At 50.7% G+C, this 16,873-nt stretch carries 10 protein-coding genes; 6 read left to right on the top strand and 4 right to left on the bottom strand.

The features are described from left to right. Positions 1–45 precede the first annotated feature (45 nt). Both DZC79_RS02910 and DZC79_RS02905 read left to right on the top strand, forming a co-directional pair. On the top strand, positions 46–2,235 hold the full coding sequence (locus DZC79_RS02910) for a hypothetical protein (RefSeq protein ID WP_118950058.1): 2,190 nt from the start codon (positions 46–48) through the stop codon (positions 2,233–2,235). A gap of 149 nt (positions 2,236–2,384) precedes the next feature. Next, positions 2,385–3,146 carry a PPK2 family polyphosphate kinase gene (locus DZC79_RS02905; RefSeq protein WP_118950057.1) on the top strand — a complete coding sequence of 254 codons (762 nt, stop codon included), beginning with the start codon at positions 2,385–2,387 and terminating at the stop codon, positions 3,144–3,146. 485 nt (positions 3,147–3,631) lie between these two features. Here the strand turns inward: DZC79_RS02905 and DZC79_RS02900 are convergent, their stop codons facing one another. From DZC79_RS02900 to DZC79_RS02885, 4 genes are all read right to left on the bottom strand, one after another. Beyond that, positions 3,632–4,408: a T9SS type A sorting domain-containing protein gene (locus tag DZC79_RS02900; RefSeq protein WP_118950056.1), complete on the bottom strand. Its 777-nt coding sequence runs from the start codon at positions 4,406–4,408 to the stop codon at positions 3,632–3,634. 194 nt (positions 4,409–4,602) lie between these two features. Further along, positions 4,603–5,481, bottom strand: a complete 879-nt coding sequence (locus DZC79_RS02895; RefSeq protein WP_157976873.1) for an endonuclease/exonuclease/phosphatase family protein — start codon at positions 5,479–5,481, stop codon at positions 4,603–4,605. 155 nt (positions 5,482–5,636) lie between these two features. Continuing rightward, positions 5,637–7,106 (bottom strand): dicarboxylate/amino acid:cation symporter, encoded by a 1,470-nt coding sequence (locus DZC79_RS02890; RefSeq protein ID WP_118950054.1) that lies wholly within the window; start codon positions 7,104–7,106, stop codon positions 5,637–5,639. Positions 7,107–8,448: 1,342 nt separating this feature from the next. Beyond that, positions 8,449–9,048, bottom strand: coding sequence for a rhomboid family intramembrane serine protease (locus tag DZC79_RS02885; protein WP_157976872.1), 600 nt, complete (start codon positions 9,046–9,048; stop codon positions 8,449–8,451). A gap of 102 nt (positions 9,049–9,150) precedes the next feature. Here DZC79_RS02885 and DZC79_RS02880 point away from each other — a divergent pair, with 102 nt between their 5' ends. From DZC79_RS02880 to DZC79_RS02865, 4 genes are all read left to right on the top strand, one after another. Then, complete coding sequence (locus DZC79_RS02880) at positions 9,151–10,386, top strand: ABC transporter permease (protein WP_118950053.1); 1,236 nt, start codon at positions 9,151–9,153, stop codon at positions 10,384–10,386. A gap of 190 nt (positions 10,387–10,576) precedes the next feature. Continuing rightward, a complete protein-coding gene (locus tag DZC79_RS02875; protein WP_118950052.1) occupies positions 10,577–11,422 on the top strand; it encodes a cell division protein FtsX in 846 nt (281 codons plus the stop codon). Between the two features lie 56 nt (positions 11,423–11,478). Continuing rightward, a complete protein-coding gene (locus tag DZC79_RS02870) occupies positions 11,479–11,754 on the top strand; it encodes a DUF3098 domain-containing protein (RefSeq protein WP_118950051.1) in 276 nt (91 codons plus the stop codon). 511 nt (positions 11,755–12,265) lie between these two features. Further along, positions 12,266–16,786, top strand: a complete 4,521-nt coding sequence (locus tag DZC79_RS02865; protein ID WP_118950050.1) for a T9SS type A sorting domain-containing protein — start codon at positions 12,266–12,268, stop codon at positions 16,784–16,786. Positions 16,787–16,873: the final 87 nt, after the last annotated feature.

The raw sequence follows: 16,873 nt of genomic DNA, 5'->3' as shown, positions 1-16,873 counted from the left end.
CTGCGCCTGCTCCTGATGATATTTTGTTCTCTTTACCGCACGTATATGAAACGCACCACCCCTATTCTATTCGCATCCGGCCTGGCCCTGCTCCTGGGCGCCGATGCTGCCGCCCAGCAACACAAGACGGATCCCGCCCCTGCCCCCTGGCAGATCGATACGCTCCTTAACCCCATTCCCACTAACCGGGCTATGTTCACCGACAAGGTGAAGGAACAGGTAAAAAAAGCCGACCTGCGCGATGGGGAGGTTGATGGAAAGATCGAGCTGGAAGATCCTACCGTTTCCGGTATATTGGTCCAGGCCTTGCTGGTAAAGGCGCCCCGGATCATGATCCATATCGAGAATATGAACATTCCCCACCAGACCAAAATCCAGTACCATCGTGCGCTGGCCAACATGCTGCGCCGGCTCAACGCCCGCGGCTCGGGCCCCGATGATGCAGCCTATATCAAAAAATCGGTGGACAATTTTGAAGAGCTGATGCTGGCCCGTGAGCAGGACCGGCTGGCCGATTATGTAAAAGCCAATGACAATATTTATACACTCGACAACAGCGAACTGTTCGACGATCATCCCGAGCTGAAAAGCATTGTGTTCGCCTCGGTAGGCAAAGCCAAGCCGGAGATGATGATCCAGCGGCTGCCCCAGTTTGCCAGGGAAAGCTATGCCGACCCGGTGATCGCGGCCGCTGCGCAGGTAATGCCCGGCACCATTCTCACCTATGCCAGCTCTACCAGCAGCCTGAGCGCGGCCGTCCGGCGCAACCAGGATCCTTTTGTAAAAGTGATCGTGGCCATTGCCGACCAGGCCAAAAATCCGCAGAAGGTATTGCCTTTTGTTGCAGAAATTTATGAAGGCAAGACCACCATCGCCGCAGTCGACGGTATTGCCAACGATCCCAAGGCTTATTTCCAGGCCCTGGTCAACCTGAGAATGCAGGGACAATCTGTTGCCAACAAGGCGATCGAAGAGGAGATCAATTTCCGCGGACTGCAGTTTGTGCGGGTGGTCAACGAGCTCCACGATTCCCCGGCCCCTGTACGCTTCAAATCCCTGATGGACTTTAATGCGGAAGACCTCTATTTCATGATGATCGGCAGCCAGGATGAGATCTATACCAGCAGCTTCACATGGATGTTTGACCGTATGATGGAAAAGATGAAGCCAACCAGCGGCGACGCTTTCCTGGCCAAAGTGCAGAAAAGCCACTTCCGCACCTTCCTCCGTATGGCGGCCGGTTACAACAAGCTCTCCCCTTTCCTGGCCTCCATGGAAGAAAATGCCAAGAACGAGCTGATGAAAGAATTTGTGGCCAACCTGGAACAGGGACCGATGGACGACCTGGAAGATGCCGTGGATGTGGCCGATGCCTTCGGCAGCATCAACGATCCCAAGCTGATCGCCTTCCTGAAGGAAGAGATCCGTACCAATTACGAGAAAAAGGTCAATGAAAAAGGCGTCATCGTTTATGCCCTTTTGTACACAATCTTCAACAGCGCCGAAAATGCGGAGCAGCTGAACGCTAATGTCAGTGATCTGCTGCCTCCTATCACCTACGTCCCTTATGCCTCCCTTAAAGATGAGCAGGGCGATGTGGTGCAGCAGGTCTTCTTTTACGGCGATAAAGATGGTATGGGGGCTTACCGCGGCTACCTGAACCTGTTCCGCAATGCCAAATGGAAGATAGAGCAGAACCAATACTGGGCGGCCATCAGCTCGACCGGCGCCAACCCGGTCAGGATCTTTGTGAATGTACCCCTGCCGGAAGAAGCGGAAGAGAACGACGTATTCGCCCAAACCAAGCTGCAACAGTACCTCGACGACAACAACATTCACCCTTCCGTAGTGATCCACCGCGGGCACAGCTATTACCTGCCCACCACGCTGGAACACCTGCAGACTTCGGTTAAGATCGTGATCCTGGGCTCCTGCGGCGGCTACCACAACCTGAGTAAGGTGCTCAACAGCTCGCCCGATGCCCACATTATCTCGTCGAAGCAGATCGGCGCCTATGCCGTGAACGTGCCGATCATCAGCGCCCTGAATGATGTGCTGCTGGCGGGGAAAGATGTGAACTGGATCAGCATGTGGCAAAACCTTTCCAAATACTTTGCCGGCCGGGGCGCAGGCATCAACGACCTGTTCAGCGATTATGTACCGCCCAACAAGAACCTGGGCGCGATCTTTATCAAAGCCTATCGCAAGCAGGCCATGCTGATGGGAAAGGAGTAATTTCGTACAGCCGTTGTATTACAGTGGCTCATAGAAGCCTTAAAGGAAGAATCATTTTGTACAGCCGTTGCTGGCAACGGCTCCTGCAAGTATCAAGAATATCCGGGCACAGACCTTGCATGCAAGGTCTCCTCAAATGATCATACACTATGGCAAAAGAGAAAACAAAAAACAGCTTTGATCTGGAAAAGATCGGCACCCGCGCTCCCAAAGGCATGGACAAGGAAGAGACCAAAGGAAAGACCCTGGCATTGCTCCAGGAGCTGGACGAGCTGCAAAACCTGCTCTACGCCGAAAGCAAGCATTCCCTGCTGCTGGTGATCCAGGGCATGGACGCTTCGGGTAAGGACGGCCTTATCCGCGATGTCTTCGCCAGCATGAATCCCCAGGGTGTGCGCGTGGCCTCCTTCAAGGTACCTACTGCCGAAGAAGCTGCGCATGATTTCCTGTGGCGCATTCACCGGCAAACACCGGAGAGGGGCATAATCCAGCTGTTCAACCGTTCCCATTACGAGGATGTGCTGGTAACCCGTGTTCATGGCTGGTGCGATGACAAAACGGCCATGAAACGCATGCGCGCGATCAATGATTTCGAGCGCCTCCTTACAGAAGACAACACCCATATCCTGAAGCTCTACCTGCACGTGTCGCACGAAGAGCAGCACAAAAGGCTGGAGGAAAGGCTGTCGATCCCCCGCAAAATGTGGAAGTATAATGAGAACGACCTTATCGAATCCAACAACTGGGATCAGTACCGGAAATATTACGAGGAGGTCTTCAGCACCTGCAACGAGGTGCCCTGGCATATTATCCCTTCGGACCAGAACTGGTACAAATCTTACCTGGTCGCCAGCTTGTTGAAAGATACCCTTACCGGGCTGAAAATGAAATACCCGGGGCTGAAGAAATGATGGTCTCCGGCGGCCGGGACCCGTAATGGCCTGAACGGCGGGGGTACATGATCATCACCTGAACTTTTGGGTTTTGCTCCTCGGAGCAAAGAATAGCTATCCATCGCTGTCTACAAACATTTTGCCCCTATGGGGCAAGTGTGTGGCCTTCCTCCGAGGAGCGATGCCAATGGCTGGCGACGCCGCCGTACCGCTGCGAGAAAAACACCGCTTGGTATCTTTGAACCTTTGTGCGAAAAATTAATCTACAAATTTTGCCTCAATCAAAGGGCCAGGCCGTTCGGGACGCGCAGCGTCCTGAACGGCAGTTTGTGCGGCCCATCATCTAAGGAATAATGAATATACAATCCTGGTGTGACAACAGATGATGATCAATGCAGATCACATCTCGCTGCGGCGCAGCAGCGCTGCGAGGAGATAGACGTTTATGGTACAACCGGCCGATCGGGACGCGCAGCAGCCTGACCGGCCGGCTCGGAAACAGCTTAAGGGAGCATCAGCTTAAAATACGCCCTGCCTTGCGGACTGTCGAGGTGCAGCAGGTAAACCCCCGCTGCCAGCTGTGGCAAAGCCACCTGGTCCTCAGCCCGGATCTGCTGCCGCAGCAGCACAGTTCCCTGGAGGCTGAGCAGCGTCAGTCCGTAGCGCTGCCCCGCATCGGGATGATAAACCCGTAAAGAGCGCCCTTCCAGCGCAAGACGAACCCCTTCTTTATTGCTAACCAAAGAAATACCAGTCGTATTTGAAGTTTGACCAGCCTTTATGGCTTGGTTCAATGTCTCCTGGTAAGCCCAGTCCTTTACAGTGCAAGTTACCGTTCCGCTATTGGCCACACTCATCCGCACCCACCCATAGCGGGCCCCGCCGGCCGCTTTAATCCGGAATCCCAGGTATTTATTATCCGCATCCGACAGCCAGTTACCGGCGCCGGCCTGGCTCAGGGGCTTCAGTGTATTTTCATACCAGCAGCCCAGCGCTGCGCTGATATCGGCACCGTTATTCAGCTTCTCGGGCAGGCCGCCGGCCCCGCACAAAACTTCGATGCCCGGATGTGCCAGCGCGCCTACACCGGGAACATCGCTCCACATCAGCTGCAGGTTCCCGCCAACAGCGCCGTAAAAGGTGAAGGAAGACACCGCACCGGCCATCGTCCCAGGACCAAGGGTCGTGTCGGGTACAATATCGTGATACCGGATCTGCGCAGTGGCGCTCAGGGGAAAGAGGGCGGCCAGCGCCGCGAGGGAAAACAATTGTCTGATCATTGCTTAAAAAGATTTAAATGGGTTAGGCCCGCAGCAACCTCCACATCAGGAATTACTACAGCATACCGGCGTTTGTCCGGGGAGACCCTTCCTTTTTGCAAAGAAGCACACAACAGGTAAGGCGTAAAAGTAGGCATCGGCGCCTTTCCTCCGCTTACCGGGAAACCAGTATTTTCCCGTTTTAAGCAATAAAGCTAAAGCCCTTGCCTGGTTTCTACGGGCGCTGAACTGCTGATCAAAAAGCCCAGCTCGGCATATACAGGCAGGTGATCGGAGACTTTTCGCGCTGCGATCATATCCTCGTTGAAAGTCTTGTAAAAAGGGACAATACCGGCTTTCAGCAAACAGAAGAAAGCCCGGGGATAGAAGATATTATCATATTCCGAAGCCAGGCAATCGCCGTCACGGCACTCCTGCTTCAGCGTGGTGGCCTGCCCCAGGAGCGCCGGCAGAAAATATTGTTTCTTCAGCGGGTTGAAGACCGTGTGGCTTTGGGGACAGTTGAAATCGCCAAGAAATACCGGCGGGGGCAATTGCAGCGAATCACGGAAAAATTTGAGGTATTTAAGCTCCCGTTCCGGCTGCTTCTTTTTGGGTAGCGCATGAAAATTGACCAGGCTGAAGACTTGCCCTTCTGCCCGGAAAATGGCGATAAAAGGTTCCCGGCTCATCTGTGCGGCAAAGGCAGCGGCGAGGAAAGGACGGCCCAGGCAAACTACTTTCGCCTTTTTCCAGATAAAAGCATAACGCTCCGATTCACCAGGTATTTCGGTTGTCGTTGGCGGACTAATGCGGTAATCCCATTGCTGTCCCGTACGGTTGAGGCTCGCGACCAACGCTGCGAGTCCCTCTGCGCCATCACGTGTATTAATCTCCTGCAGCGCGACCAGGTCGAAATGCTTCAGGCAGTCTGCCATGATCCGGATCGTACTGTCGGGCTTGTGCCTTCCCAGGTGCTGTAAGTTCCAGCTGGCTATTTTCAGCGCGGCATCCGCCGGCAAAATGCCGAACAGCCCGCAAAAGAATAAGGATAAGGTGTATTTTAATTTAAAGTTACTTCTATTATACGTCACAATTAACTAAAAGTCAGATATTAGATATTAGATATTAGGTATTAGATATTAGATGTTAGAGATTGAATTTCAAATCCAGAATCCAATTTCAAATTTCTAATCACCAAATATTCAAAAACAATTACAATACAACATACAACTATTTAAAAACCAAATCAATCAACAACAAATTCTGTATGCAATTTCTGATCGTCGAGCTCTCCTTCCCAACGGGCTACGACGCAGCTGGCCAGACAGTTGCCCAATACATTCACCGAGGTGCGGGCCATATCCATCAGCTCATCGATGCCGAAAATAGCCATGATCGGCCACAGGGGCAGGTGAAAGGTAGCTGCAGCGCCAATCAGGATCACCAGCGAAGCCCTGGGCACACCGGCTACGCCCTTGCTCGTCAGCATTAAGGTAAGGCCGATCAATACCTGCGTGCCGATACTGAGCTCCATGCCGGCAGCCTGGGCGACAAAAACAGATGCTAGCGAAAGATAAAGTGTAGTACCATCAAGATTAAAGGTATACCCGGTAGGCATGACGAAAGACACGATCTTACCCGGCACGCCTATTTTTTGCATGTTCTCCATGGCTTTGGGTAAAGCACTTTCAGAGCTGGTGGTGGCAAAGGCGATAGACACCGGTTCTTTTACCGCCCGGTAGAAATTGCGTATAGGAATACGGCAGATCAGCATCACTGTACCAAAGACCACTACCACAAAAACGATCAGCGCGCAATACAGCGTGAGCAGGAGCTTGGCCAGGGCAAAAAGGATATCGGTGCCCAGTTCTGCAGTGGCATGAGCAATGGCTGCACCGACCCCAAAGGGCGCAAAATACATAATGATATTTGTAAATTTGAACATCACTTCCGCCAGGCTTTCGGTGAAGGCCAGCATAGGCTTTTTCCGTTCCTCCGGGATCATGGCAAGGGCAACGCCAAATAATATGCTGAAAATTACTATGGGTAACACCTGCCCTTCGGCCACCGCTTTGGCAATGTTTTCAGGGAAGATATCCAGGACATGATCTTTCCAGGTTTTACCCGGCGTGTCGGGAAGCCGGTCGATCAACCCGTTAGGTACAGTGACATCGGCACTATCGAGAATCGCGATCACCTTCTGCTGCATCTGCTTTTCAGAAGACTGCGGCAGCTCATGGATAATGCTCTTCGGTATATCAATGTTCTTCCCCGCTTGCGAAATATTGATCGCCAGCAAGCCAATCGCCAGGGCCAATGTTGTTACTACCTCAAAGTACAACAGCGACTTCCACCCCATCCTTCCCAGCTGTTTCAGGTTAGAATGTCCGGCGATCCCCACCACCAGCGTAGCGAATAAAATCGGACCTATTACGGTTTTTATCAATTTTAAAAACACCTTACTTAATACCTGCAGGTCGAGCGCAAACTCCCTGAAAGTAAACCCGAGCTGTACGCCGACAACCATAGCCACCAGAATCCAGGTGGTCAATGACTTCCGGTAAAAGGCATAACCACAGATGGCTCCGGTAAAGAGCCACCAGACTCCTTTAATTACTGACAAATCGACATTAACCCATCTATAAACAAATAAAGTGGAAAGAAGCGCAGCCAGGAAGAGGGTAAGAAGGGAAATTAAAGTAAATATTTTTTTCATGCAAAAATATTATAAATAGAAAAGAGCGCAGAGAAATATCAGCTGTAAAAATATAAAAAATAAATCCATTTTAGCATAAAATGAGGTATTTTTCATTACGCATAAAGTAAAACAATTATGCTTTGTTAGTAATTTTAAATCAGGACACCTGTAATGAGTATTTTAGTTTATTTAAGTACAATAAAAAATTCTAAATGAAAATTTTAAAAGTAAATTTCAATCTGAAATTTACCTTTGCGCCACAATGGCAGATTTTAATTTAAAAACATAAACTATTAGTTTGATAATCAATTATTTACTTCAGTTTATCGAAATAAAATAACAAAGCAAAAATTTGCTTTTAATTTTTCAGCATATTTTCAAAAAATGAAAAATATTATGTAAAAATAAATTTGAAATAAAAATGGATGCTCAACAGCAAAAAATTATGACCACGTTCCCTACCCCGCTCTCCCGCTTTAAAGTCGGACCTGTTTTTGCATCAAAGTATGTTTTTTAAATAATTAATAAATATTGTTTTGATTAGAGAAAAAAGAAATCCAATTGAGAGCCAGGAAGAAATTCAAGACAAAAAGACATGATTTAAGGCAGCTTCTCAATTAAGGTTAAAATTCAATACTTATAATTTTAAAATATAAAAATTCCATTATAAAGAATGAGACACTCCCCCTTTCCTTATCCTCCGGATTCCTTACCTTACCTGCGGCCAAAGAAGGGTGTCGTTCCAAGTTGATGTAAACAGATAGAATTAAAAAATATTCTCATGAACACAATATGACGACTATAGCTTTGGCTTGGTTTCCGCGACATTCGGAGCATAGCCACCAGGATACTTCGACAGGGCAAAGAAATATGTATCCTACCTTAAATATCTTTTAGTCGTTATTCAATTGGGCATGGCAGGCAACAGCCCCACCAAAAAGATGAATTTCTAACCATATCATTTACTCGTTATATATCATATTCCCCCCAATGGCGCTTTCAGGATTCGCCTGAAAATATGCGGTAATATTCCATAAGAATAAGTTACCATAGCACCTTACCCGATGACTTATTTTTCCAGCCGGGGCTCGCGGCCGGTACCCAGGATACTTTTTCCTTTATACATATAAGGAACGCCACTTTATTAAAACCGGTTATATCGTAAGTGTGATGATGGGGTAAACAAAACCGGTAAATAATGGTGCTTATCCGGATATATTTACAGCCCGGTTCCAGGTATGCGGGATTACCTCATTGCGTAGGTCAAATACAATCTTGACTGGCTCAGGAGCTTACCTGGCAGCGACAAAAAAGCCTCCTTCCGGGAGAAGGAGGCCTTGGCATGAGCGTTGATTTATGACTATCCCCAGCGCGGGTGCATCAGCTGCTGCAGGAAGTACTGCCCGTGAGAAGGATCGATCACCAGCATGCACAGCAGACCGTATAAAGAGCCCCAGAGATGCGCGTCATGGTTAACTACTCCCGATCCTTTACGGGCCAGGTAGGCCGTATAGGCCAGGTAAATAACGGCAAAAACGATGCTGGGCAGCTGAATAATAAAGAAAAGCCCGATCTGCTGCCAGGGATTGAGGTAAATGGTAGCAAAAAGGATCGCGGCCACCCCGCCCGAAGCGCCCAGGGATGCATAACCGGGAACATGCCGCTTTTTAAAATAAGAAGGAATGCCGGCAACGATAATACCGCTAAGGTAAACAATCACAAACCGTTCTGGTCCAATATATTGCTCCAATAATTCACCAAAAAAGTAAAAGGTGATCATATTAAAGGCGAGGTGCATGTAGTCGACGTGCACAAAGCCCGAGGTGAGAAAACGGTAATATTGTTCGGGGCTATGCATGCGTGCCGGCCACAAGAGGAGGTTATTCAGCAGCCTTTCATTGGTAAAGGCCATTACCGATATCACTACGGTAATGATAATGAAGATAAGGGTAACTGTCATGCTGCGAAGATAATGATTGCGGGAACAGGGCGGCATGGGGACCTGCCAGATTTTGACAAGATAACTTACATTTGCTGCTGACTGAGCAAACCCCGATCCTGTTTGAACCTTCCCTTTTTCATTGCCCGCCGCATTGCCGCCAACCGGAAAGCTTCTTTTTCCCGGTTCATTATACGGCTGGCTACTGTAGCGACGACGCTGAGCGTGGCGGTAATGATCGTGGCGGTGGCGGTGGTCTTTGGCTTTAAGGAAACGATCAAAGATAAAATGTTTGTTTTCTGGGGGCATATCCAGATCGCGCCCTTTAATCCCAATCCAAGCTCAATCCTGTCGCCCAGCCCCTTTAATAGCGATCCGGCGCTGCTGCAGCACATCCGCCGGGAGCCGGGAGTGCGCTCGGCCCACCCTTTTGCGGTGAAAGCCGGCATCCTCAACGCGGGCCCCGTGATGGAAGGGATCAAGCTGAAGGGTGTTGACCGGGACTACGACTGGAGCCGCAATGCTGAGATCAGGTTTTCCGGCAAGCCTCCCGATTTTAGCGCTCCCGATTATGCGCACCAGGTCGTATTATCCCAAACGACATTGGATAAGATCAACCGCAAAACGGGCGATACGGTGCTGGTCTATTTTATCGACCCGGAGCAAAGCACACCCCGCTTCCGCAAGCTGGCGATCAGCGGGACCTTTCATACCGGCATGGAGGAAGTGGATAATAATTTCTGCCTTTGCGATATCCGGCTGCTGCGCCGCATCAGCAACTGGGACAGCAGCGCCATCAACGGCTACCAGGTAAGCCTCGACGATTACCGCCTTTCCGATACTATCGCCAACCGCATTTACCACAAATACCTGGAGCCGCCCATGAGCCGCACCACGATGAAGGAGCTGTATCCCAACATCTTCAACTGGCTGGAGCTGATGAATACCAATGCCTATATTATCCTGGTCATTATGGCGGTGGTAGCGGTGATCAATATGTCCACCGCCCTGCTGATCTTTATCATGGAGCGTACCAATATGATCGGCACGCTTAAAGCCCTGGGCATGCCTTCGGGCAAAATGCAGCAGATCTTCCTGTATCATGCGGGCAATGTGGCGATAAAGGGTATTGTCGGCGGCACAGTGCTCGGCGTGGCTTTTTGCCTGCTGCAATATTATACCCATTTTATCGGGATGGACGAAAGCGCCTATTATATGGATTATGCACCCGTAAAGCTGGAAGCCTGGCAGGTGCTGCTGATCGATGCCGGCACCTTTATCTTCTGTCTGCTGGTAATGCTGCTGCCGGTGCTGATGGTGCGGAGCATTAACATCGTGAAAGCGCTGCGGTTCAAGTAGCAGGTTAATTAAGGTTAAACGATAAGGTATATTGAATGCTTTCGGCTTATTTTGCCTTAGTGATGGAAATAGTTGCCCTGCTTTTGAATCAAATTTTTATTTTTGCTAGCCTTTGCGCATAAGGCAAAGCTCAGCGGCCGCGCCGCATCCCGGGTAAGGATTCAATCCCCGGCTATCTAAATAAAACAAGATGAAAAAAGCACCTTCTTATATATATTCGATTATTGGCATTTCGCTCGTCCTGTTCCTGCTGGGCACCATAGGCTGGATGGCTATCAACGGCCGTTCCTTATCCCGCTACTTTAAAGAGCAGGTGGAGCTGCAGGTGATCCTGCACGATAATACGCGCGAGGAAAAAACCAAGGCGCTGGAAACGATGCTGCAGCAGCAGCCTTTTGTGAGCAAGGCCACTGTAGTGACCAAAGAAGAGGCGGCGGCGCAGATGACCCGCGAGATGGGTGAAGACTTCATGCAATTGCTCGATGTCAACCCGCTGTACACTTCGATCAAGGTGAACCTGCATTCGGACTATGTGAACACAGACAGCATCGACAAGATCAAAACCTTCCTGATGCAGAGCAATATTGTAAGGGAAGTATCGTACGAGCGTACGGTAGTGGACAAAATGAATGCCAACCTGCGTAAAGTAGGGATTGTGCTCGGCGTGATCGCGCTGATCCTGTTTATTGCCGTGGTGATCATTATCGACAATACGGTACGCCTGGCCATGTTCAGCAACAGGTTACTGATCAAAACCATGCAGATGGTGGGCGCCACGCGCTGGTTCATTGCCCGGCCTTTCGACAAGCGGGCCATCGTGACCGGCCTGCTGAGCGGCCTTATTGCAGTAGCCGGCCTGGCGCTGCTGATGTACTTTGCCGGCTCGGTCCTCTCCGAGCTCAATGCTATAAGGGACTATGCCTCGCTTACGGTGCTCATGATCGCCATCCTGCTGCTGGGTGTGCTCATCTCGGTGCTGAGCACGCACCGCTCCGTGGTAAAATACCTGAAGCTGAAGCTGGACGATCTTTATTAAGCGGTCCGTTTATCATTTTAATACACTATTTTTGGCCACATAAATTTTCTGTAACCATGGCAGTGACTACTTCCACAAGAGAGACCAAAAGCAAAAAAGACAGCCGGCTGTTCCTTTTCGATAAGACCAATTATTATATCATGTTTGCCGGCCTCGCGCTCATCCTGCTTGGCTTTGTGCTGATGTCGGGCGGTAAAAGCAACGATCCGCATGTCTTCAATAAAGAAGAAATCTATAGCTTCCGGCGTATTACGCTGGCGCCTATCCTGATCATCGCCGGCTTCGTGGTAGAAGTAGTCGCGATTATGCGCAAGCCTAAATCTGTTGAATAATACAGTTTAAACATATCTCCTTTGGAGCCGAAGCCCTGGACCCCTGAGTTCAGGGCTTTTTTAATACCGTTCATCATTTGTTCAGACCATCAGGTCTCCGTTAAAAAGCTGGCCCGAAACCTCACAGCGCCGAGGGGTGCTACACATATCTGTTTTAATATTAAGCCTTGAATCCAGTATTCAAGGCTTTTTCATTTGATCACTTTTCTGTTATCAGGCATTTCTGACCTACCTTTTTCCAGTACCTACATCGATGTGTAGGATAATAACCACGCAACGAATCATCTAGACATTTATCAATAAAAATTATGTATAAGCGCTTTTTTTTACTAAAATTTTATACAAACTTGACATTTACTTAACACAACATTAAATTTCCCATACCTTAAAAAGGCAGATCAAGGGGATATGCCGAAAACCCTTAAGCAAGCGAAATACCCGGTGTAACCACTCCGGGCGGATCGGGTCACAGCAGCTGAAAACAGAGTAGGCATCACTAAAAAGCATTTTTATGCAGAAGACAACTACACCAAAAATGCCGTCAAGGCGGCAATGGCACCCCAAACAATTACTTAGCGCTCTTGCGCTGGTTGCGCTTGCGCTAAGCAGTCATGCCCAGGTAACCATAGGCAGTGGCAGTAGCACCGCTATCAGACCATTGAACTATTACTATGGGCATGGGCGGAATGCTGCTATTTATACGGCAGCCGAAATGTTTACGACGACTACCGGTGGCACCATTACAACCCTAAGCTGGTACAGCAATGTGACAACCGGACAGAACACGGGGCCCACTACCATTATGCTGAAAGCAGTAGGTGCAACGACCAGCTTTCCGGCCGGGGAATTATTTCCGAATGTGGTTAGCGGATCAACCACGGTATATACCGGCACGCCTTCCACACCGGTAAACGGCTGGAATATGATCGATATCACTGACTTTCCTATCAATGCAGGAGAGAACCTGATGGTGATCGTACAAACGGACGTCGCCTCAACGCTCAGTTGCGACGGCGTCGGTGGCACCAGCAGCAATAGCTGGCGTTATACCGCCACAGGAGCCAATAACAATATCTACTGGGATTATGATGATGACGGCACCTTTCCCAGCTGCATACCGGGTACGATTGCAACCGCAACCCTGAATGCCAGCCGCCCCGACATTATCCTGGGCGGTCTTGTACCGCCACCACCACCAGCCAATGACGATGTTGCCGGAGCCAGCACACTTCCGGTAAACGCTGATTACAACTGTGGCTCGGTAACGGCAGGGACAACAATGAGCGCCACAGCCAGCACGCCTGCGCCATCCTGTACGCCTGCTGGCGCCAACGACGATGTATGGTTCAAGTTCCAGGCTACAGGTGCCGCGCACCGGGTATCGCTGGCCAATACCGGCGGCAGCCCGGATATGAATATGGTTGTGTACAGCGATATGGGAGTAACAGAAGTGACCGGCGGCGGTACCTGTGCTAACGTTAGCACAAAAAACCTGACCGGCTTAACCAGCGGACAAACTTATTATGTAAGGGTATTTACGAATAGTGCTGTTGCGACTATTTACTCCGGCTTCAACATCTGCATTGGCACACCACCGCCACCACCGGCCAACGACAACGTTGCAGGAGCCATCACCCTCCCGGTTAATGCAGACTATACTTGCGGCATGGTAACAGCGGGAAGTACAGAAAATGCTACGGCCAGCCTGCCCACGCCGTCCTGTAATGCCTCCGGAGCCAATGATGATGTATGGTTCAAGTTCCAGGCCACAGGTGCCGCGCACCGGATATCGCTGGCCAACGTATCCGGTTCGACGAATATGAATATGGTGGTATATAGCGATCTGGGCGTAACTGAAGTGACGGGCGGCGGTACCTGCGCCAATGTGAGCACGAAAAACCTGACCGGGCTAACCGCCGGGCAAACCTATTATGTGCGCGTGTATACCAGCACGTCGACGGCTACGACAATATCCGTGTTTAATATTTGTGTCGGTACACCCCCTCCGCCACCGGCCAATAACGATATTGCGGGCGCGATAACCTTAACGGTCAATGCTGACTACAATTGCGGTACGGTAACACCGGGAACTACGGAAAGCGCCACAGCCAGCCTGCCTGCGCCTTCCTGCAACATCGCAGGAGCTAATGACGATGTGTGGTTCAAGTTCCAGGCCATGGCTACAGCACACAGGGTATCGCTGGCCAATACCAGCGGCAGTACGGATATGAATATGGTTGTGTACAGCGACCTGGGCACAACTGAGGTGACGGGCGGAGGTACCTGCGCTAATGTGAGCACGAAAAACCTGACTGGCTTAACCGTCGGGCAAACCTACTATGTGCGGGTATATACCAATAGTTCAACGTTAACGACCACATCAGGATTCAATATCTGTGTGGGCACACCACCTGCAATGGTTTATACTTCTTCGACGGTAACACAACCGGTAACAACAAGTGTTACACCAGGCAGCAGCAACCAGCAGATCCTCCGGACCGAGATCGTTACTACCGGTCTTATCAATGCGATAAACCTGACGCAGATCGATTATACCACTACCGGCAGTGTTAACCCCGCCGATATCCTTAATGCAAGAGTCTACTATACGGGTACTTCGGGCACTTTCAGTACGACGACCTTGTTCGGTACCGCTGTAGCCAATCCCAACGGCTCTTTCAGCATAACCGGCACACAGACTTTGAACGGAGCGACGAGCGGCAATACGAGCAATTATTTCTTCCTGGTATATGATATTGCCTGCGGAGCAGCTGCTGGTAATGCGTTGGATGCGCAGTGTACTTCTGTAGTTGTGGGTGGAACCGCCCAAATACCGGCAGAAACAAACCCTGCCGGCGTCAGATCAGTAGTGGCGGCAACGACAATAGCCACCATTGCCGATGGCGACTGGAATGCCCCCTCCACCTGGACTTGCGGGCAGATTCCCGGAAGCACAACAGATGTAGCCATCAACCATGATGTTACGGTGAGCACTGCCGGCAATACAGCTGCCAATGTGACGATCACCTCGGGCAAGACCTTAACCATCAGTGCCGGAGACCTGACTGCGGGTCCCATCGACGGCGGCAATAAAACCTTTACCAATAACGGCACGCTAACGGTAACAGGAGGCACATTGAATATTAATGGCAGCCTGGTGATCGCCTCCGGTGCGAAGATGAACCAGAGTGATGGTAACATCAATGTAGACGGCAATGCCGCGGGTGTCGCCGCTAATTCTGTGCCTTCGGGAACGCAGATCGTGAAATGGACTATCGCCACCGCATCAGATGTTAACCTTACAGGTGGTGTTTTTACTATAGTCGATCCCCACATGGCCGACGCTACCAATACTTTTGAAGCCATTTACAACACTACCGGCGCGGTAGGCCCCACACCTAATCATATTTTTCGCTTTGGCGACGGCGTTTCCACAGATGCCGGTGGCGCCAATGGGTTCCGGTTCTACTCCTGGAGCGGCAGCGGGATCTTCCGGTTCGGCAAGGCGATCCTGGAAGGCAACACGGCTAATGCCGGCACGCGTTTTGTAAGCTTACCTAGTACCTACTATAATTTCTGCACTACTGGTGATCTTATCATCAATAACGGCGCCGAGCTGCGACAAACCAATACTGCAGCCACCGGCATGGTCGCTGTAAATGGTAACCTTACAGTAAATACCGGCGGCACGTTGACGATACCGGGCATTCTTTATTTCGGCAATGTTGCTTCTGCTACGTCAACAACAGTCAGCCTTACTGCGGGCGCCGATCCGCAGACGGTTTCCGGCGCGGGCGTTTTCCGCAACCTGGCCAGCAGCCCTACTGCTAACTTCAATTCACTTACGATCAACAATACCAGCGTCTCCGGCGTTACGTTCGCCGATGCCAATTCCCTGCTCAGCGGCGCCAATACCGGTACCGTTTCCGGCACCCTTACCATGACCGCTGGCAAGCTGAATACCGGGTCGAATACACTGGTATTGGGTATTTCCGGTGCTACCCCCGGCACTTATACCTATACTGCCGGCATAATCGTGGGTAAATTCAAAAGGTGGCTGGCTGCTTCGACCGGCAGCCGCGTTTTCCACCTCGGCAGCAGCACAGGGGCAAAAACCGCCACGATCAACTTTACTACAGCGCCTTCAGCTGGCAGCCTTACTGCAGAATGGGTAGCGGGCAATGGCGGCACAGCCGGCCTGCCACTCACCGAGGGTAGCAACACCTTCTCCTATATCTCCGACAAAGGCTATTGGCGCATCACGGCTGGCGACGGGCTTACCGGCGGTACTTATACCGCTACCTTCAATGGCGCCGGTGTAAATGATATCCCGGATTACACCCAGATCACGATCGGCAAGCGAAGCGATGCTTCCGCCAGCTGGACCCTCGACGGGACCTATGTAGCGCCCACCGGTAATAACGGCAACTTTACCGTATCCCGTACCGGTATTACCAGCGGGTTCTCCGAGTTCGGTATCCTTTCCGGCTTACAGCCGCTGCCTGTCAGGCTCATCAGCTTTACCGGCAGAAAAGCAGGCGTACAGCACATCCTGGACTGGACAACAGCGGAAGAGCTTAACTTCAGCCACTTCGAGCTGCAACGTTCGGCCGATGGCCGCAGCTTTACCAAGCTGGCACGTATACCGGCTGGTAAGCAAGAGGGCGGTCATTATGCCTTCACCGACGAGCAACCGCTTAAGGGCATGAATATGTACCGGCTGAACATGGTCGATGCCGATGGAAAATCGGTACTGTCCGGCGTAGTGAAGCTGGTACGTAGCGCGGCCGGCGAGATGGCCCTGATCGTTTTCCCGAATCCCGTGCAACAGCAATTACAGGTAACGCTGGATGGCCAGCCGGATGGCCAGCCGCAATTGCAAGTAATCGATATTACCGGCAAAGTATTGCAGACGATAACGGTTACTTCGGCCGAAACAACGATCGACATGAGCCGCTTTGCAACGGGTAGCTACCTGCTGCGTTATTCCGACAACAGCCGGCAAACGGTCGTCAGGATTACCCGGCAATAGGAGTCCTTTTTATTTTGCAAAAAATCCCCGCATAAACATTGCGGGGATTTTTTGCACTACAGGGAAACGTTAATAGCAGGAAAACTA

Origin of the sequence: Taibaiella helva (assembly GCF_003545695.1) — a bacterium.
Taxonomy (GTDB): Bacteria; Bacteroidota; Bacteroidia; order Chitinophagales; family Chitinophagaceae; genus Taibaiella; species Taibaiella helva.
The sequence above is the reverse complement of the archived record's forward strand: the minus strand, read 5'-3'. Positions and strand labels throughout refer to the sequence as shown.